Source organism: Arthrobacter sp. TJ-238, from assembly GCF_058269215.1.
This window is the reverse complement of sequence record NZ_JBZCNH010000007.1, coordinates 1-18,378: the sequence shown is the minus strand read 5'-3', so window position 1 is coordinate 18,378 and position 18,378 is coordinate 1. Positions and strand designations below refer to the sequence as shown.

Annotated in this window: 15 protein-coding genes; 13 read left to right on the top strand and 2 right to left on the bottom strand. The window is 71.2% G+C overall.

The genetic code is table 11. From position 1 onward, the window contains the following. The first annotated feature begins 32 nt into the window (after positions 1 to 32). The 9 genes from argC to AC4D2O_RS15095 all read left to right on the top strand — a co-directional run bounded on the left by argC (position 33) and on the right by AC4D2O_RS15095 (position 10,897). A complete protein-coding gene (argC, locus tag AC4D2O_RS15135) occupies positions 33 to 1,064 on the top strand; it encodes an N-acetyl-gamma-glutamyl-phosphate reductase (RefSeq protein WP_490908175.1) in 1,032 nt (343 codons plus the stop codon). Beyond that, positions 1,061 to 2,230, top strand: a complete 1,170-nt coding sequence (gene argJ, locus AC4D2O_RS15130) for a bifunctional glutamate N-acetyltransferase/amino-acid acetyltransferase ArgJ (RefSeq protein ID WP_490908174.1) — start codon at positions 1,061 to 1,063, stop codon at positions 2,228 to 2,230. The genes argC and argJ overlap by 4 nt, the downstream gene beginning before the upstream one ends. Positions 2,231 to 2,241: 11 nt before the next feature. Further along, positions 2,242 to 3,189 (top strand): acetylglutamate kinase, encoded by a 948-nt coding sequence (argB, locus tag AC4D2O_RS15125; RefSeq protein ID WP_490908173.1) that lies wholly within the window; start codon positions 2,242 to 2,244, stop codon positions 3,187 to 3,189. After that, positions 3,186 to 4,466, top strand: coding sequence for an acetylornithine transaminase (locus AC4D2O_RS15120; protein ID WP_490908172.1), 1,281 nt, complete (start codon positions 3,186 to 3,188; stop codon positions 4,464 to 4,466). Before argB ends, AC4D2O_RS15120 begins: the two co-directional genes overlap by 4 nt. Next, positions 4,463 to 5,428, top strand: coding sequence for an ornithine carbamoyltransferase (gene argF / locus AC4D2O_RS15115; protein WP_490908171.1), 966 nt, complete (start codon positions 4,463 to 4,465; stop codon positions 5,426 to 5,428). The genes AC4D2O_RS15120 and argF overlap by 4 nt, the downstream gene beginning before the upstream one ends. 2 nt (positions 5,429 to 5,430) lie before the next feature. After that, entirely contained in the window at positions 5,431 to 5,964 is a 534-nt protein-coding gene (locus AC4D2O_RS15110) for an arginine repressor (RefSeq protein ID WP_490908328.1), read from the top strand. A gap of 113 nt (positions 5,965 to 6,077) precedes the next feature. Further along, entirely contained in the window at positions 6,078 to 7,280 is a 1,203-nt protein-coding gene (locus tag AC4D2O_RS15105) for an argininosuccinate synthase (protein WP_490908170.1), read from the top strand. Positions 7,281 to 7,366: 86 nt separating this feature from the next. After that, positions 7,367 to 8,833, top strand: coding sequence for an argininosuccinate lyase (gene argH, locus AC4D2O_RS15100; protein WP_490908169.1), 1,467 nt, complete (start codon positions 7,367 to 7,369; stop codon positions 8,831 to 8,833). Between the two features lie 114 nt (positions 8,834 to 8,947). Beyond that, complete coding sequence (locus tag AC4D2O_RS15095) at positions 8,948 to 10,897, top strand: ABC transporter ATP-binding protein (protein WP_490908168.1); 1,950 nt, start codon at positions 8,948 to 8,950, stop codon at positions 10,895 to 10,897. A 4-nt stretch (positions 10,898 to 10,901) separates the two neighbouring features. Here AC4D2O_RS15095 and AC4D2O_RS15090 read toward each other — a convergent pair whose 3' ends face one another. Continuing rightward, positions 10,902 to 11,447: a methylated-DNA--[protein]-cysteine S-methyltransferase gene (locus tag AC4D2O_RS15090; RefSeq protein WP_490908167.1), complete on the bottom strand. Its 546-nt coding sequence runs from the start codon at positions 11,445 to 11,447 to the stop codon at positions 10,902 to 10,904. A 42-nt stretch (positions 11,448 to 11,489) separates the two neighbouring features. Then, on the bottom strand, positions 11,490 to 13,031 hold the full coding sequence (locus AC4D2O_RS15085) for a DNA-3-methyladenine glycosylase 2 family protein (protein ID WP_490908166.1): 1,542 nt from the start codon (positions 13,029 to 13,031) through the stop codon (positions 11,490 to 11,492). Between the two features lie 91 nt (positions 13,032 to 13,122). Between AC4D2O_RS15085 and AC4D2O_RS15080 the strand changes: the two genes are divergently transcribed. The 4 genes from AC4D2O_RS15080 (at position 13,123) to tyrS (ending at position 17,980) form a co-directional block, all read left to right on the top strand. Next, entirely contained in the window at positions 13,123 to 13,761 is a 639-nt protein-coding gene (locus tag AC4D2O_RS15080) for a DNA-3-methyladenine glycosylase (protein ID WP_490908165.1), read from the top strand. An 80-nt stretch (positions 13,762 to 13,841) separates the two neighbouring features. Beyond that, positions 13,842 to 14,345 (top strand): adenine phosphoribosyltransferase, encoded by a 504-nt coding sequence (locus AC4D2O_RS15075; protein ID WP_490908327.1) that lies wholly within the window; start codon positions 13,842 to 13,844, stop codon positions 14,343 to 14,345. 47 nt (positions 14,346 to 14,392) lie between these two features. Continuing rightward, positions 14,393 to 16,645, top strand: coding sequence for a HelD family protein (locus AC4D2O_RS15070; protein WP_490908164.1), 2,253 nt, complete (start codon positions 14,393 to 14,395; stop codon positions 16,643 to 16,645). Between the two features lie 12 nt (positions 16,646 to 16,657). Next, positions 16,658 to 17,980: a tyrosine--tRNA ligase gene (gene tyrS, locus AC4D2O_RS15065; protein WP_490908163.1), complete on the top strand. Its 1,323-nt coding sequence runs from the start codon at positions 16,658 to 16,660 to the stop codon at positions 17,978 to 17,980. The last annotated feature ends 398 nt before the right edge of the window (positions 17,981 to 18,378 follow it).

Below are 18,378 nucleotides of genomic sequence, written 5' to 3'. Positions count from 1 at the left end.
CAAACGCATGGAGTTGCTGTACGATCGAGACCATGACGTTCACAGCAGCTGTTTCCGGCGCCAGCGGCTACGCCGGAGGCGAGCTCCTGCGCCTCCTCGCCAACCACCCCGACATCGAGGTCGGGGCGATCACCGCCCACAGCAATGCCGGGTCCCGCCTCGGTGAGCTGCAGCCGCACCTGCACTCCCTCGCCGATCGCGTGCTCCAGGACACCACGCCCGAGGTGCTCGCGGGGCACGACGTCGTCTTCCTCGCCCTGCCGCACGGCACGAGCGCGGAGCTCGCCGCACAGCTGTCACCCGAGACACTGGTCATCGACGCCGGTGCGGACCACCGGCTGCAGGATCCCGCCGCGTGGGAGAAGTTCTACGGATCCGCCCATGCCGGCAGCTGGCCGTACGGGCTGCCGGAACTCCCGGGCTGCCGGACAGACCTCGTGGGCGCCCGGCGCATCGCCGTCCCGGGCTGCTATCCCACGAGCGTGCTGCTCGCTCTGACCCCGGGTTTCGTCGCCGGTCTCCTGGAGCCGGTCGACGTCGTCATCGTCTCCGCCTCCGGCACCTCCGGCGCGGGCAAGGCGGCCAAGCCGAACCTCATCGGCTCCGAGGTCATGGGCGGCATGAGCCCCTACGGGGTCGGCGGCGGCCACCGTCACACCCCCGAGATGGAGCAGGGACTCAGCCTCGCGGCCGGCGAGCGCGTCTCGCTGTCCTTCACGCCCACCCTCGCGCCGATGGCCCGCGGCATCCTCACGACGGCGACCGCACGCGTGAAGCCCGGCATCGGGTACGCGCAGCTGAGGAACGCGTGGGAAGCCGCCTACGCGGACGAGCCGTTCGTGCGGGTCCTCCCGGAGGGCCAGTGGCCCTCGACGAAGTCGGTCCTCGGCAGCAACCATGCCGCCCTGCAGCTCGCCTTCGACGAGCATGCCGGCCGCGTGATCGTCAGCAGCGTCATCGACAACCTCACCAAGGGAACCGCCGGCGGCGCCGTACAGTCCATGAACATCGCCCTAGGACTCGACGAGGCCCGGGGCCTTACCATCCAGGGGATCGCACCGTGAGCATCACCTATCCGGGCGGGTTCCGCGCCGCGGGCGTCGCGGCCGGCCTCAAGAGCACCGGCAAACCCGACGTCGCCCTCGTGGTCAACGACGGACCGCTGCACAACGCCGCAGCGGTCTTCACCACGAACCGCGTGGCGGCCGCTCCCGTCCTGTGGTCGCGCCAGGTCGTGTCCGACGGACGCGTCGACGCCGTCGTCCTCAACTCCGGGGGCGCCAATGCGTGCACCGGACCGGAGGGTTTCCAGAACACCCACCGGACGGCGGAGGTCGCCGCCGAACTGCTCGGCGTCTCCGCGACCGATGTGTTCGTGTGCTCCACCGGCCTCATCGGCGAGCAGCTCCCGATGGACAGGCTCCTCCCCGGGGTGACGGAGGCCGCCGGTTCGCTCGGCAGGGGAGGCGGGCCCACCGCGGCCGAGGCGATCATGACCACGGACACCGTGTCCAAGGAGGCGCGCTACCCGGCCACCGCCGACTCCCCGAGCGAGGGCTACGCCATCGGCGGCATGGCCAAGGGCGCCGGCATGCTCGCGCCGGGACTCGCCACCATGCTCGTGGTCCTGACGACGGACGCCGCCCTGGACCCCGCAGCCCTCGACGCGGCCCTCCGCGAAGCCACGCGTGTGAGCTTCGACCGGACCGACGCGGACGGCTGCATGTCCACGAACGACACCGTGGTTCTGCTCGCCTCCGGCGCCGCCGGCGTCGCCCCCGACCAGGCGCAGTTCACGGCCGCGCTCACGCAGGTCTGCCTCGACCTCGCCGCACAGCTGATCCACGACGCCGAGGGTGCGAGCCACACGATCGCCGTGACCACGGTCAACGCAGCCAGCGAGCGCGACGCCGAGGTGGTCAGCCGCGCCGTCGCGCGCTCGAACCTCTTCAAGACGGCGATCTTCGGCAACGACCCCAACTGGGGACGCGTCCTCGCCGCCGTCGGCACGACGGACGCGGCGTTCGAACCCGAGCGGCTGAACGTGTCCATGAACGGCGTGCAGATCTGCCGCAACGGCGGCATCGGGGAGTCCCGCGACCTCGTGGACCTCACCGCGCACGACGTCACGGTCGAGATCGACCTCTCCGCCGGGCCCGCGAGCGCCACGATCTGGACCAACGACCTCACGCACGAGTACGTGCACGAGAACTCCGCGTACTCGAGCTGACGGGAGTCACCATGAACGGCACGCCGACCCGCACCTCCATGCTCCAGGCCCAGGACAAGGCCGCCACGCTGATGGAGGCCCTGCCCTGGATCCAGCGCTTCGCCGGGACCACGATGGTCATCAAGTACGGCGGCAATGCCATGGTGGACGACGCGATGCGGCGCGCCTTCGCCGAGGACATCGTCTTCCTGCACCATGTCGGCATCCATCCCGTCGTCGTGCACGGGGGAGGACCGCAGATCAACGCGATGCTGGAGCGCCTCGGCATCGAGTCCGAGTTCAAGGGCGGGCTGCGCGTCACGACCCCCGAGGCCATGGATGTGGTCCGGATGGTCCTCACCGGTCAGGTCGGCCGTGAACTCGTGGGTCTCATCAACTCGCACGGACCCTACGCCGTCGGTCTGTCGGGGGAGGACGGCGGCCTGCTCCGTGCCGTCCGCACGGGCACCGTCGTGGACGGCGAGCCCGTGGACCTCGGGCTCGTCGGCGAGGTGACCGCCGTGCACCCGGGCGCGATCCTCGACATCCTGCAGGCCGGCCGCATCCCCGTCATCTCGACCGTCGCCCCCGAGTACGACGGCGACGGCGAGGCGACGCAGCAGGTGCTCAACGTCAACGCCGACTCCGCGGCCGCCGCGCTCGCCGCAGCCCTCGGCGCGTCGAAGCTCGTGATCCTCACCGACGTCGAGGGCCTCTACGCCGCCTGGCCGGACCGCAGCTCCCTCATCTCCTCCCTCTCCACCACGCAGCTGCGCGAGCTCCTGCCGGGCCTGGAATCGGGCATGATCCCGAAGATGAAGGCCTGCCTCGAGGCCGTCGAGGCCGGTGTCGAGCGCGCGCACATCGTGGACGGGCGCCTGGCCCACTCGATGCTGCTGGAGACCTTCACCACCGCGGGCATCGGTACGCAGGTCGTACCGGACGCCGCCGCCATCGACACCCCGGGAGCGCCCTCGTGAACGACACCGAGACGACCGCGACAGCCGCGGCGACCGGGCACGGCGCCGACGCGCTCACGGGCGCCGCATCGGGTGCGGACTGGCTCGCCCGGTACAACGGGTCGCTGATGGGCGTGTTCGGCACGCCGCAGCGCGTCCTCGTGCGCGGTGCGGGCTGCACCGTGTGGGACGCCGACGGCAACGAGTACCTCGACCTCCTCGCAGGGATCGCCGTGAACGCCCTCGGCCACGCGCACCCGTTCGTCACGTCCGTCGTCTCGAGCCAGCTGGCGACCCTCGGCCACATCTCCAACTTCTTCACGAGCCCCACGCAGGTGGCGCTCGCCGAGAAGCTGCTGAAGCTCTCCCAGGCGCCCGCCGGATCCCGCGTCTTCTTCACCAACTCCGGGGCCGAGGCCCTCGAAGCGGCCATGAAGCTGGCGCGCCGCAACAGCACGCCCGAGCGCCACCGTATCCTCGCCCTCGACGGAGCCTTCCACGGCAGGACCATGGGCGCTCTCGCGCTCACCTCCAAGAAGGCCTACCGCGAACCGTTCGAACCGCTGCCCGGTGGCGTCGAACACATCCCGTTCGACGACGTCGACGCCCTGCGCGCCGCCATGGACGGAACAGTGGCGGCCCTCGTGATCGAACCCATCCAGGGGGAGGCGGGAGTCCGCCCGCTCTCCCCGGAGTACCTCCGCGCGGCACGGGAGCTGACCCGCGAGCACGGTGCCCTGCTGATCCTCGACGAGGTCCAGTCCGGCATCGCGCGGACGGGCCGCTGGTTCGCCCACCAGTGGGTGGACGGCGTCGTCCCGGATGCCATGACCCTCGCCAAGGGCCTCGGCGGCGGCTTCCCCGTCGGCGCGCTCGTCACGTTCGGCGAGGGCGTCTCGACACTCATCTCCGCAGGCCAGCACGGCACCACGTTCGGCGGCAACCCGGTGGCGACGGCGGCAGGGCTCGCGACCCTGCACACGCTCGAATCCTCGGACGCGCTGCAGCACGTCGCCGACGTCGGCGCGTACCTGCGGGAGCACCTCGCCGCCGTGCAGGGCGTCACCTCGGTGCGCGGCGAAGGTCTGCTCATCGGGTTCGACCTCGACGGCGGCCACGCACCGGCGGCGGTGCAGGCCGCGCTCGGCGCAGGATTCATCATCAACGCGACCGGTCCGGCCACCATCCGCCTCGCCCCGCCGCTGATCCTCACACGGGAGCAGGCGGCGACGTTCATCCACGCCCTGCCCTCGATCCTCACGACCGCCCGCACGACTGCCCGGGAGGCAATCTCATGACGCGCCACTTCCTCGTCGACACGGATCTCTCGCCCGCCGAGCAGGCCGAGGTGCTCGACCTCGCCGCGGAGCTGAAGTCGAAGCCGTACTCCCACGCGCCGTACGCCGGGGAGGGGGCGGGCCGGAAGACCGTGGCGGTGATCTTCGACAAGACCTCCACCCGCACCCGGGTCTCCTTCGCCGCAGGGATCGCCGACCTCGGCGGGGTGCCGCTCATCATCGGGGCGGGCGACTCCCAGCTCGGGCACAAGGAATCCATCACGGACACGGCGAAGGTGCTCGAGCGGATGGTCGCCACGATCGTCTGGCGCACCTACGCCCAGGCGGGCCTCGAGGAGATGGCCGCGGCATCGAGCGTCCCGGTCATCAACGCCCTGTCCGACGACTACCACCCCTGCCAGCTGCTGGCGGACCTCCTGACCATCCGCGAGCACAAGGGCACCCTCGCCGGACTGACCATGACCTACCTCGGGGACAGCGCCAACAACATGGCCAACTCCTACCTCCTCGCCGGCGCAACGGCCGGCATGCACGTCCGCATCGCAGGACCCGACGGCTACCTCCCCGACCCCGCGGTGGTGGCCGCCGCGGAGCAGCGCGCCACGGAGACCGGCGGTTCGGTCCTCGTGACCACCGACGCCGCCACCGCTCTCGCGGGCGCGGACGTCGTCGCCACGGATACCTGGGTCTCCATGGGCCAGGAGGACGAGAAGGCTGCACGGCAGGACCTCTTCCGCGCGTACGCGGTCGACGCGGCGGCCATGGCGCAGGCCGCGCCCGACGCCGTCGTGCTCCACTGCCTGCCCGCCTACCGCGGGTACGAGATCAGTGCGGACGTCATCGACGGCCCGCAGTCCCTGGTCTGGGACGAGGCGGAGAACCGGCTGCACGCCCAGAAGGCCCTCATGGCGTGGCTCGTCGCGAAGTCGGGGACGCCGGGGACGCCGGGGACGCCGTCGTGACCATGCAGCGCGATTCGGCCCGACCCACCACCAAGACGGCGCGGCACGCCCGCATCGCGGACCTGCTCACGGCACAGTCCGTGCGCTCGCAGGTCGAGCTCGCCACACTCCTCGCGGCCGAGGGCGTGCAGGTGAACCAGGGGACGCTGTCACGGGACCTCGTGGAACTCGGCGTCGTGCGCGTGAGAGGGGCCGACGGCGCCCTCGTCTACGCGGTCCCGGTGGAGGGCGGCGGGCGCCACGTGCAGAGCGCCGTCTCCCAGGAGCTCCTGGATGCACGGCTGGCGAAACTGTGCACCGAACTGCTCGTCACCGCCGAGGCCTCGGGCAACATCGTCATCCTGCGCACCCCGCCGGGAGCGGCGAACTTCCTCGCCCTGGCCATCGACCACTCCGTGATGCCCTCGATCCTCGGCACCATCGCGGGCGACGACACCGTGATGCTGGTGAGCCGTGACCCCGACGGCGGAGCGGCCGTCGCCGAACGGTTCCTCGGGCTCGCCCAGGAGCCGCAGGGACCCGCCGACCCCTCCTGACCCCTCCTGACCCCGCCGCAGGGACCGGCCCTGCGCCGGCCGTGCGCGGCATGACACCCTGAACACCTACAGACCCACGGGCACCCGCCCGGACAATCGAAGGAGCATTTCCCGTGACAGAACGCATCGTCCTCGCCTACTCCGGCGGACTGGACACCTCCGTCGCCATCGGCTGGATCGCCGAAGCCACCGGGGCCGAGGTCATCGCCGTGGCCGTCGACGTCGGACAGGGCGGCGAGTCCCTCGAGACCATCCGCCAGCGCGCCCTCGGCTGCGGTGCGGTGGAGGCGTACGTGGCCGACGCCCGCGAGGAGTTCGCCACCGACTACTGCATGCCCGCCCTGAAGACCAACGCCCTCTACATGGACGCGTATCCGCTCGTCTCGGCCCTGTCACGTCCCGTCATCGTCAAGCACCTCGTCGCCGCGGCACGGGAGTTCGGCGCCACGACCGTGTCCCACGGCTGCACGGGCAAGGGCAACGACCAGGTGCGGTTCGAGGTGGGCATCCAGACCCTCGGCCCGGACCTCAAGTGCATCGCGCCCGTCCGCGACCTCGCGCTCACCCGCGACAAGGCCATCGCCTTCGCCGAGGAAAAGGGCCTGCCGATCGAGACCACCAAGAAGAACCCGTTCTCCATCGACCAGAACGTCTGGGGCCGCGCGGTCGAGACGGGCTTCCTCGAGGACATCTGGAACGGTCCCACCAAGGACGTCTACGACTACACGGCGTCGCCCGAGTTCCCGCCCGCCGCGGACGAGGTGACCATCTCCTTCAAGGAGGGCATCCCGGTGGCGATCGACGGCCACGCCGTCACGCCGCTGCAGGCCATCGAGGAGCTCAACCGCCGCGCCGGTGCGCAGGGCATCGGCCGCATCGACATCGTCGAGGACCGCCTCGTCGGGATCAAGAGCCGCGAGATCTACGAGGCCCCCGGTGCCATGGCCCTCATCGCCGCGCACCGCGAACTCGAGAACGTGACCATCGAGCGCGAGCAGGCACGCTTCAAGAAGACCGTGGACCAGCGCTGGACCGAACTGGTGTACGACGGCCAGTGGTTCTCCCCGCTGAAGCGCTCGCTCGACACCTTCGTCGACGACACCCAGAAGTACGTCACCGGCGACATCCGCATGGACCTCCACGGCGGCCGCGCGACCGTCACGGGCCGCCGGTCCGACGTCGCCCTCTACGACTTCAACCTCGCCACGTACGACTCCGGCGACACCTTCGACCAGTCGATGGCCCGTGGCTTCATCGAGATCTTCGGACTGTCCTCCAAGGTGGCATCGAGCCGGGACCAGCGGGCGGGCGCCTGATGGCCCCAGCAGAGGACGGGGGGCGCCCGGTGGGCCCACGAGCGCAGGGGTCCCCGGCCGAGCGAAGCGAGGTCGGGGGGCGCCCGGTGGGCCCACGAGCGCAGGGGTCCCCGGCCGAGCGAAGCGAGGTCGGGGGGCGCCCGGGGACGAACGAGGGCTCGCTGTGGGGTGGCCGGTTCGCCGGCGGCCCCGCCGACGCCCTCGCGGCGCTGAGCAAGTCGACGCACTTCGACTGGCGCCTCGCCACCTACGACATCGAGGGATCCCGCGCCCACGCGCGCGTGCTCCACCGGGCGGGCCTGCTCGACGAGGCCGAACTCGCGGGCATGATCGACGCCCTCGACCGGCTGGACACCGACGTGCGGTCCGGTGCCTACCTGCCGGCCGAGACCGACGAGGACGTGCACGGCTCGCTCGAACGCGGCCTGATCGAGCGCGCGGGTTCGGCCCTCGGCGGCAAGCTGCGTGCCGGCCGGTCGCGCAACGACCAGGTGGCGACGCTGGGACGCATGTACCTGCGGGACCACGCCCGCATCATCGCCGGCGGTGTCCTCGCGACCATCGGTGCGCTCGTCGACCAGGCGGAGGCACACCTCGAGGTGGCCATGCCGGGCCGCACGCACCTGCAGCACGCCCAGCCCGTCCTGCTGAGTCACCACCTCCTGGCCCACGCGTGGGCGCTGCTGCGCGACGTGCAGCGCCTGCAGGACTGGGACCGGCGTGCCGGCGTCTCGCCCTACGGCTCCGGCGCCCTGGCCGGTTCGTCGCTGGGCCTCGACCCCGAAGCCGTGGCCGCCGACCTCGGTTTCTTCTCCGCCACGCACAACTCCATCGACGGCACCGCCGCGCGGGACGTGTACGCGGAGTTCGCGTGGGTCACGGCGATGATCGGCGTCGACCTCTCCCGTGTGAGCGAGGAGATCATCATCTGGGCCACGAAGGAGTTCTCCTTCGTCACGCTCGATGACGCCTACTCGACGGGCTCGTCGATCATGCCGCAGAAGAAGAACCCCGACGTCGCCGAGCTCGCGCGCGGCAAGGCGGGCCGGCTGATCGGGGACCTGACCGGACTGCTCGCGACGCTCAAGGGACTGCCCCTGGCGTACAACCGTGACCTGCAGGAGGACAAGGAGCCCGTGTTCGACGCCGTCGACACACTTGAGGTCCTCCTGCCGGCGGTGTCCGGCATGATCGCGACGCTCGTGTTCAACACCGGGCGCATGGCGGCGCTCGCTCCCCAGGGGTTCGCCCTGGCGACGGACATCGCCGAGTGGCTCGTCCGGCAGGGCGTCCCGTTCCGTGAGGCGCACGAGCTCTCGGGTGCCGCCGTGCGGGTCGCCGAGCAGCGCGGTGTCGAACTGTGGGACCTGACGGACGAGGAGTTCGCAGGAATCTCGGCGCACCTCACGCCTGCGGTCCGCGAGGTCCTGACGGTCGAGGGTTCCCTGGCCAGCCGCGACGCGCAGGGCGGCACGGCCCCCGCCGCCGTCCGGCGCCAGCTCGCCGTGCTGCGGGGGGAGCTCGACGACGTCGCGGGGTACGCGGGTCCGTGACCCGCGCGGCGTGGCTCCCGCCCGGAGCCATGCCGCCCGGGGCGTCCGGATGCCCCGCTACGCCGGCCGCGAAAGTCCTTTGACACGCCTCTGCGCCCGGCGCAGTGTGTGTCCATGCAGCCCAACGACCAGCGCGCGACGCTCCGCGAGTTCTTCCCCTACCTCCGGGGGCACGTCCGCGTACTCGTCGTGGTCGCCGCCGTCTCCCTGATCTCGACCGGGCTGGCTATCGCCCAGCCCCTCATGGTCCAGCAACTCGTCAACGCGGTCTCGGCCGGCCGTCCCGCCACGATGTTCATCTGGCTGCTCGTGGCCATCACCCTCGGCGGCGCCGTCTTCGGTGCCGCCCAGTCCTACCTCCTGCAGCGGACGGCGGAATCGGTGGTCCTCGGGGTCCGCCGGTCCCTGGTCGGCCAGCTGCTGGCCCTGCCGATCCGCGAGTTCGACCGGCGCAGGGTCGGCGACCTCATGTCGCGCGTCGGCTCCGACACCACGCTGATGCGCAGCGTCATCACCTCGGGGCTGTTCGAGATCGTGTCCTCGGTGCTGATGTTCTTCGCCGCCGTCGTCCTGATGGTGATCATCGATCCGCTGCTCTTCGGCATCACCCTGGCCGCCGTCCTCCTCGGCGCGGGCGGCGTCCTGTTCCTCGGTCGGCTCATCCGCAGGCGCAGCCGGGACGTGCAGGACGCCGTCGGGTCCATGACGGCCGCCGTCGAACGGGGCCTCTCGGGGATCCGCACCATCAAGGCCTCCGTCGCCGAGGAGCGCGAAGCCGCGGTGATCGACGTCGAAGCCACGAAGGCCTACCGGGCGGGTATCGCGATGGCCCGGCTCCAGGCGGCGGTCCAGCCCATCATGTCGATCTGCGTCCAGGGAGCCTTCATCGTGGTGCTCGCCGTCGGCGGTATCCGCGTCGCTGCGGGGGAGCTGCTGCTCGGCGACCTCATCGCGTTCATCCTCTACCTGTTCCTGCTCGTGATGCCCATCGGCTCCGCCATGAGCGCCTTCGTGCAGATCCAGTCCGGGCTGGCCGCGCTGGACCGCATCCAGGAGATCGCGCGGCTCGAGCCCGAGCGGACGGACGAGGAGCAGCCAATCCCGGCGGCGCCGGCCGTGGTGCCTGTCGTGGCGCCCGGGACCCAGCCGCCCGCACCGGCTGCCGCGGCGAGCGCGAGCGGCACGATCGAACTCCGCGATGTCAGCTTCCGCTACACCGCTACGGACTACACCGTGACGGACGCGCCCACCGGCGGACCGGCCGCGTCCGGAGGAGCAACCGGGGAAGCGGCAGGGGGAGCGGCAGGGCGGGACGACCGGCAGGGATCCGTGTCGGCGGATCCGCTGGAGGCACTGGACCCGTTCGAGGGCGACCCCCTCGTCCTCGACGGCGTCAGCTTCTCCGTCCCCGCGGGCAGCAGGACGGCGCTGGTCGGGCCGTCGGGTGCGGGCAAGTCCACCGTGCTCGCACTCCTCGAACGGTTCTACGAGCCGACGGACGGCAGGATCATCGTCGACGGCACCGATCTGTCACGAATCCCGCGGTCCGAGCTCCGCTCCCGCATCGGCCTCGTGGAACAGGAGGCCCCCGTGCTCAGCGGGACCCTCGCGGACAACCTGCGACTGGCCGCTCCGCAGGCGACCGACGACCAGCTCCACCGCGTCCTCGCCGCCGTGGGCCTCGACGAGCTCGGGGAGCGCTCCGACGACGGCCTCGACCTCAACCTGGGGGAGGACGGCATCCGCCTCTCGGGCGGACAGCGGCAGCGCCTGGCCTGGGCGCGGGTGATCCTCGCGGACCGGCCCGTCCTGCTGATGGACGAGCCGACCTCCGCCGTCGACTCCCGCACCGAGCAGCTCCTGCAGCGGACGCTGGGGGAGGCCTCGCGGAACCGGACGGTCGTCGTCGTGGCCCACCGCCTGTCGACGATCGCGGACTTCGACCAGATCGTCGTGCTCGACCAGGGGCGCGTGGAGGCCGTCGGCACGCACGAGGAGCTCCTCGGGAGCAGCGACCTCTACCGCGACATGGCGGCCCGCCAGCGCCTCGTGGCGCACGCCTGATCAATCACACCAGGGGAGCACGCCCGGCCTCACGGTCGAGCAGGCGCTGCTTCACCGGCAGCCCCCACCGGAACCCGCCGAGCGTACCGTCCGTGCGGATGATCCTGTGGCACGGGACGAAGAGCGCTGCAGCGTTCCTGGCGCAGGCGGCCGCGGCGGCCCGGACGGCGGCGGGGTTGCCCGCGCGCTCCGCGTACTGGAGGTAGGTGACCGGGGCCCCCGGCCGGACGGCGCGGAGCACCTCCCAGGCATGCACCCGGAACGGTCCCGAGGCCTGCCGCACCCGCACCGACCCGATCGCGTCGAAGTCGCCGTCGTAGTAGCGGGAGACGGCGTCGAGGATCGGACGGACCGAGGAGGCGGCAGGATCGAAGGCCGTCGCCCGGATGCTCGGATGGATCTGCCCCGTCAGCTCGGAGGCGAGCTCCGTCCAGCCGGAGGCGAGCACCGTGCCCTCCGCCTCGATCACGGTGAAGGGGCCGTCGGGCGTACCGACGGTCGTGGTGGTGGCACCGGGCAGCGCGGTCGGGGGAGTGAGGATGGCGGTCATGGTGGGAATCCCTTCGATGGTCACAGGGTAGACGGGGCAGGGTCAGGCGACGACATCGAGCGGTTCCGCGCCGGTCCTGCCGGCGCCACGCAGGGCCGCGGCGCGCCAGAGGTGGACGGTCGCGTACGAGCGCCAGGGGCGCACCACCGCCATCGCGTCGGCGAGAGCTGGAGCGGCAGCCTGCACGGGATTCGGCCCGACGGCGTCCCGGCTCACGAGACGCCACCCCGTGCGCACGGCGGCGTCGGTCGGCAGGTGCGTGTCGGGATGGCCGAGGACGCGCATGGTGACGCAGTCCGCAGTCCGTCGATCCATCCCGGGGAGCTGCAGCAGATCGGCGCGCAGCGTCTCCGGTCGCGCGCCCACACCCACATCGAGCGCGCCCGACGCCAGGAGCCGTGCCGCCGTCCGCAGGGCGTCGTCCCGGCGAAGCGGTCCGCGCAGCAGCGGCTCGGGGGCGTCCGCGAGGTCCTGCGCGGACGGGAACATCCTCGACAGGCCGGTGCCGGGGACGTCGACGGGAGGTCCGACCCGGGCGAGGCGGCCGAGGGCTGCCGTCGCCGCGGTGGCCGACCGGCGGCCGACGATCGCCCGGACGAGGATCTCGTGGGGGTCCACCGCACCGGGAAGCCGGAGACCGGGGGTGGCGGCTGCGAGGCGACCGAAGACGGCGCTCCGTGCGAGGGCGGCGTCGATGGCCACGGGGTCGGCGTCGAGGTCGAAGAGCCGCCGGATCCGGCTCAGCAGCACCGGCAGGTCACCCAGCCCCGCCACCGAGACCGTCACGGGCAGGGCGGCCTGCCCGGTGCCGCGCCGCACTGCGGGACCCGCCCTGAACCAGGCCGGGCCGGCGGGCAGGCGCAGCAGCCTCTCGTACGCGGCGTCGGTCGCCTGTTCGACGCCGTCCACGGCGCGCGCGGCGAGGAAACGGAAGATCCCGTTGTCGTACGGCAGCCGCGTGGGCAGGAACAGCGGAATGCGCACGGGACCGCCGGACGCGGCATCCCCCGCTTGGGCTTCCCTCGCCTGCCGGGACGCGTCCCGCAGCTGTCCTGGCGTGAGGTCGAAGACCTGGTGGACGGTGTCGTTGAACTGGCGGATGCTCCCGAAGCCGGCCGCGAAAGCCACGTCGGAGAAGCGCAGCGTCGAGGCGGTGAGCAGCGTCCTGGCGGTCTGGGCGCGGTGCGCGCGGGCGAGGGCCAGCGCGCCCGCTCCGAGTTCGTCCTTCAGGATCCGGTTGAGGTGGCGCGCCGAGTACCCGAGCCGGGCCGCGAGGCCCGCCACGCCCGCCCTGTCCACCTCGCCGTCGGCGATGAGCCTCATCGCGCGGGCGGCGGCGTCGCTGCGGAGATTCCACTCCGGGTCCCCGGGCACCGCCTCCGGCAGGCATCGCTTGCAGGCACGGTACCCGGCCTCGTGCGCTGCGGCGGATGTGCGGTAGAAGGTGACGTTGGAGGGCTTCGGCGTGCGGGCGGGACACGAGGGGCGGCAATAGATGCCGGTGCTCGAGACGGCGGTGACGAACTGCCCGTCGAAGCGCACGTCGCGGGCGTCGATCGCCCGGTACTGCTGCCAGAAGTCCATGCCGTCATCCTTCCACCTGCCGGAAGCGCTCACTAGCGGGTTTCGGACACGACGGCGGGAGAGTCCCTCGTGGGCTTGCTACGGTCGACGGGTGGAACAGAGCGGGGCAGCAGGCGTACGCGGGAGGCTGGGCGGCAGCGCGCTCGACGTCGCCCCCTGGCTGCTCGGTGCACACCTGACCCACACCAACGACGACGGTCAGGTGACCGTCCGCGTCTCGGAGGTGGAGGCCTACCTCGGTCCCGACGACCCGGGCTCGCACGCCTTCCGGGGGAAGACCGCACGGAACGCCACCATGTTCGGCCCGGCCGGCCACCTCTACGTCTACTTCACCTACGGCATGCACTACTGCGCGAACATCGTGTGCGGCACCGAGGGGTGGGCCACGGGCCTTCTGCTCCGCGCGGGGGAGATCACCGAGGGCAGGGACCTCGCCCGTGAGCGGCGCTCCCGACCCGCCACGGACCTCGACCTCGCACGGGGCCCGGCCCGGCTCGCTCAGGCGCTGGGCCTCGATCGCCGGTCCGACGGTGCCGACGTCCTCGCGCACCCCTTCCGGCTCGTCCTGCCGGAGTCGCCTCCCTCGGACATCGGCCGTGGCCCCCGCGTCGGTGTCAGCGGTGCCGGCGGGACCGGGCAGTATCCGTGGCGTTTCTGGTTGCCCGGGGACCCGACCGTCTCGCGCTACCGTCCCGGCAAGCCCCCCGCAGCACGTAGTGTTGATCCGTGACAATCAGCGGAGCGGACGCCGGCAGCACCCCGGGGACAGCAGCAGGACCAGCCGGACTCGCAGCGGATGCGGCGGGCGCGATCGACCGCCTGTGCGCCGTCGTCCCCGACTTCCCGTCACCGGGCATCATGTTCCGGGACCTCACCCCCGTCTTCTCGGATGCCGAGGCCTTCCGTGCCGTCGTCGACGCCGTCTCCGCACCGTTCGCCGGGACCTTCGACGCGGTCGCCGGGGTGGAGGCCCGTGGCTTCCTCCTCGCCGCCGCCGTCGGCTATGCGACCGGGACCGGCGTGGTCACGGTGCGCAAGGCGGGCAAGCTGCCCCGCGCCGTGTACAGCGAGTCCTACGACCTCGAATACGGGCAGGCGACGCTCGAGATCCACCAGTCCGACCTCCCCGCCGGGGCACGCGTCCTGGTGCTCGACGACGTCCTGGCCACGGGTGGAACGCTCGTCGCCGCGTGCGCGTTGCTCGAAAAGGCCGGAGCCGTCGTCGTGGGCTGCGGAGTGGTCCTCGAACTGGGCGATCTGGGCGGCCGGGACACCCTGGCAGGCCGGAACGTCCACGCGCTGAAGACCGTGTAGCGACGCGCTAGACTTGACGGTCCGTCTTTGAAGGAAGGTAGTGTCCGATGCACGAGACGTCCCACGCCAGGGCCGAGCTGGACCACGAGCGCCGCTACGTCGACGGGCTGTACCGCCGCCTCGACGAACTCCGCGCGGAGAAGGTCGAGCAGCTCGCCGAGGTCCGGCGCACCCAGGCGGCCGGCTCCCACCAGAACCGGTCGGAACGGGACGCCTTCGCCACGATGTACGAGGACCGCCTCGCGCAGCTGAACGCTGTCGACGACCGCCTCGTGTTCGGCCGTCTGGACCTCGACAGCGGAGAGGAACGGTACATCGGCCGCATCGGCCTCTCGGACAACGACCTCCGGCAGCTCATGGTGGACTGGCGCGCACCCGAGGCCGGCACCTTCTATCAGGCCACCGCCTTCGAGCGCATGGGCGTCCGACGCCGTCGCCATCTCATCCTGTCGCGGCGCGACGTCGTCGCCATCGAGGACGACGTCCTCGACGCGGACCTCCTCGGCGACGACGCCTCCCTGCAGGGCGAGGGCGCCCTGCTCGCGGCGCTGAACTCGCGGCGCACCGGACAGATGTCGGACATCGTCGGCACCATCCAGGCCGAGCAGGACCGCATCATCCGGGCGCCGCTCCCCGGGGTCACCGTGGTGCAGGGCGGCCCCGGGACCGGCAAGACGGCCGTCGCGCTCCACCGCGCCGCCTACCTCCTCTACACCCACCGCGACCGGCTGAAGTCGGCCGGCGTCCTCCTCGTCGGGCCGACGGACGCCTTCATGAAGTACATCGAACGCGTGCTGCCGTCCCTCGGTGAGACCGGCGTCGTCATGGCCGGTATCGGCACCCTGATGCCCGGCGTGACGACGGTGCAGGAGGCGAGCGAGCAGGCAGCGGCCATCAAGGGCCGGCTGCAGATGGCCGAGGTGCTCCGGACCGCCGTCGCCAATCGGGAGCGCGTGCCGGCGGAGAACAAGCGACTCAACGTCGAGGGGACCATGCTCACGCTCACCCCCCGGCAGGTGGCCCGTGCGCGCGACCGCGCGCGTGCGACCGGCAAGCCGCACAACGAAGCGCGCGTCACGTTCGTCAAGATCCTCCTCCGGGAGCTCACCGAGCAACTGCTGGACAAGCTCGAGGAGTCGTCGGGCGGAGGGAACAACGCTGACCGCTCCTACCTCGCCGAGGACGTCCGCAGTTCCCGCGACGTGAGGATCGCGCTCAACCTCGCCTGGATGCCACTCACACCGCAGAAGCTCGTCTCCGAACTGTTCGCACGCCCGGAGCTGCTCCGTGCAGCGGCCCCTGCACTCTCCGACGCCGAGGTGGCTGCCCTGACCCGGCCGGCCGACGCCCCGTGGACCGAGGCAGATGTCCCTCTCCTCGACGAGGCCGCCGAGCTCCTGGGAGAGCTGGATGCCTCGGCCGGACGGGACACCTCTGCCCGGGAGCAGGAGCAGAAGCGCGACCTCGCCAACGCCGAGCGCGCCCTCGAGAACGTCAACGCCTCGCTCGAGGACGCCGGCGTGGACGGGGTGCTCACGGCGGAGGATCTCGCGCAGCACAACGCGGTGACGGCCACGCGCCTGTCCGCAGCGGAACGTGCCTCCGGCGACCGCACCTGGGCGTACGGCCACATCGTGGTGGACGAGGCGCAGGAGCTCTCGCCCATGCAGTGGCGCCTCCTGATGCGCCGGTGTCCGCTGAAGTCGTTCACCATCGTCGGCGACATCGCCCAGACGAGTTCCGCGGCAGGCTCCAGGTCCTGGCAGCAGGCGCTCGAGCCGTTCGTGGGCGAGCGCTGGCAGCTGGAGGAGCTGACGGTCAACTACCGCACCCCCTCGCAGATCGCCGAGGCCGCGGTCCGGATGGCCAACGCCGCCGGCCTGGTCGTCTCCGCCCCGAAGGCGGTCCGTGAGGGTCGCTTCCCGCCCGTCCTCGACACCGTCCCGGATCTCCTGCCCGCCCTCCTGGAGGCGATGCCCGAGGAGCTGGCCGCGATCGACGGCGGGCTGCTCGCCGTCATCGCTCCCGAACACCTGGTGCACGAGGTCCGTGCCGCTCTGAACCCGGTCTACGACAGCCGCGTCGGGACGGGAGCCGGCGGACCGGGCCAGGACATCGTGGTCATCGGACCCCGCGAATCGAAGGGCCTGGAGTTCGACGGCGTCGTCATCCTCGAACCGCAGGAGATGCTCGACTCGGCGACGGCCCGGGTGGGCGATCTCTATGTCGCCATGACCCGCCCCACGCAGCGGCTCCGCGTCATCTCCAGTGGCCGGATTCCCGCCGGTATCGCCGGCTGATAATTTGGAGGGGTGTCCCAGCGAACAGAAACCCCGGTCAGTGGCCTCGACGGCCAGCGCAACGATCCGTCCTTCGACGGCGTGTACGACGAGCTGGTGTGGCGGGGCCTGGTCTATGTGTCCACCGACGAGGCCGAGCTGAGGGAACTGCTGGCCGGCGCGCCCATCACGTTCTACTGCGGCTTCGACCCGACCGCACCGAGCCTGCACCTGGGCAACCTCGTGCAGCTGTTGACGATGCGCCGGCTGCAGCTGGCCGGTCACCGGCCGCTTGGCCTGGTCGGCGGGTCCACGGGCCTCGTGGGTGATCCCCGGCCCACGGCCGAGCGCACCATGAACACCAAGGAGACCGTCGCCGAGTGGGTCGGTTCCCTCCAGGGGCAGGTGCAGAAGTTCCTCGACTTCGAGGGGGAGAACGCCGCGCGGATGGTCAACAACCTCGACTGGACCGGGCCGATGAGCGTCATCGATTTCCTGCGCGACATCGGAAAGTACTTCCGCGTGGGCACGATGATCAAGAAGGAGACGGTCGCCAAGCGGCTGAACTCCGACGAGGGCATCAGCTACTCCGAGTTCAGCTACCAGATCCTGCAGGGCATGGACTACCTCCAGCTGTACCGCGAGTACGACTGCGTGCTGCAGACCGGCGGGTCCGACCAGTGGGGGAACCTCACCTCAGGGACAGACCTGGTGCGCAAGGTCGAGGGGCGCAGTGTCCATGCGATCGGGACGCCGCTGATCACGAACTCGGACGGCACGAAGTTCGGCAAGAGCGAGGGCAACGCGGTCTGGCTCGACGCCGCGATGACCAGCCCGTACGCGATGTTCCAGTTCTGGCTTAACACCTCCGACGCCGACGTCGCCGAGCGGCTGCGGATCTTCACCTTCCGCACCCGCGCCGAGATCGAGGACCTCGAGAGGGCGACGGCGGAACGTCCCCATGCCCGTGAGGCCCAGCGGGCGCTGGCCTACGACGTCACCTCCCTGGTGCACGGGGTCGAGGCGACCGAGAAGGTCATCGCGGCATCGGCCGCGCTCTTCGGGCAGGGGGATCTCACGGCACTGGACCTGGCGACCCTCCAGGCCGCGACCGCGGAACTGGAATCGGTGATCGTCACGAGGGAGGGGCTGGGGATCATCGACCTGCTGGTCGCCACCGGTCTCTCGGCGAGCAACTCGGCGGCGCGACGGACGGTGGCCGAGGGCGGGGCCTATGTGAACAACGCAAAGATCACCGATGCCGACCACACCGTCGACGGTGCGGACCTCCTGCACGGGCGGTACCTGCTCGTCCGCCGCGGCAAGCGCAACCTGGCCATGGTCGACGCCGGCTGACCAGTCCGGCACCAGGGGCCGGCATCCTCCTCACGAGGGTGCCGGCCCCTGCCGTCCCACAACCCGGTGGTGATGTGTGGGTGGATTTGGTGGTGGGGGTGGGGTGGTCGTATAGTTATGGAGTTGCCCCGGTGAGGGCGGCAAACCCCCCTTGCAGAGTTGAAGTTGTTTCAGCGTGTGCGGTGCATGTCGTTGGGATGGGCTTCTGGTTTGTTGTCGGTTGTGTGGGTCTGTTGGTGGATCGTTGTTCGTCCTTCGGGGCGGTTGGAGCGGTTCGGGACGGGTTTGCGGGATCGGGTTGGTGGGGGTAAGCTTGTGAAGTTGCTTCGGAGCGAGGACATGATGGTTTGGTCGTGTTTGGTGCCGGTAGCTCCTGTTGTTTGAGAACTCAATAGTGT

Bases quoted from the DNA above. Each gene is read 5' to 3' on its own strand.
- argC (WP_490908175.1), top strand. From the start codon at position 33: ATGACGTTCACAGCAGCTGTTTCCGGCGCCAGCGGCTACGCCGGAGGC.
- argB (WP_490908173.1), top strand. From the start codon at position 2,242: ATGAACGGCACGCCGACCCGCACCTCCATGCTCCAGGCCCAGGACAAG.
- argF (WP_490908171.1), top strand. From the start codon at position 4,463: ATGACGCGCCACTTCCTCGTCGACACGGATCTCTCGCCCGCCGAGCAG.
- AC4D2O_RS15110 (WP_490908328.1), top strand. From the start codon at position 5,431: ATGCAGCGCGATTCGGCCCGACCCACCACCAAGACGGCGCGGCACGCC.
- AC4D2O_RS15095 (WP_490908168.1), top strand. From the start codon at position 8,948: ATGCAGCCCAACGACCAGCGCGCGACGCTCCGCGAGTTCTTCCCCTAC.
- AC4D2O_RS15090 (WP_490908167.1), bottom strand. From the start codon at position 11,447: ATGACCGCCATCCTCACTCCCCCGACCGCGCTGCCCGGTGCCACCACC.
- AC4D2O_RS15085 (WP_490908166.1), bottom strand. From the start codon at position 13,031: ATGGACTTCTGGCAGCAGTACCGGGCGATCGACGCCCGCGACGTGCGC.
- AC4D2O_RS15070 (WP_490908164.1), top strand. From the start codon at position 14,393: ATGCACGAGACGTCCCACGCCAGGGCCGAGCTGGACCACGAGCGCCGC.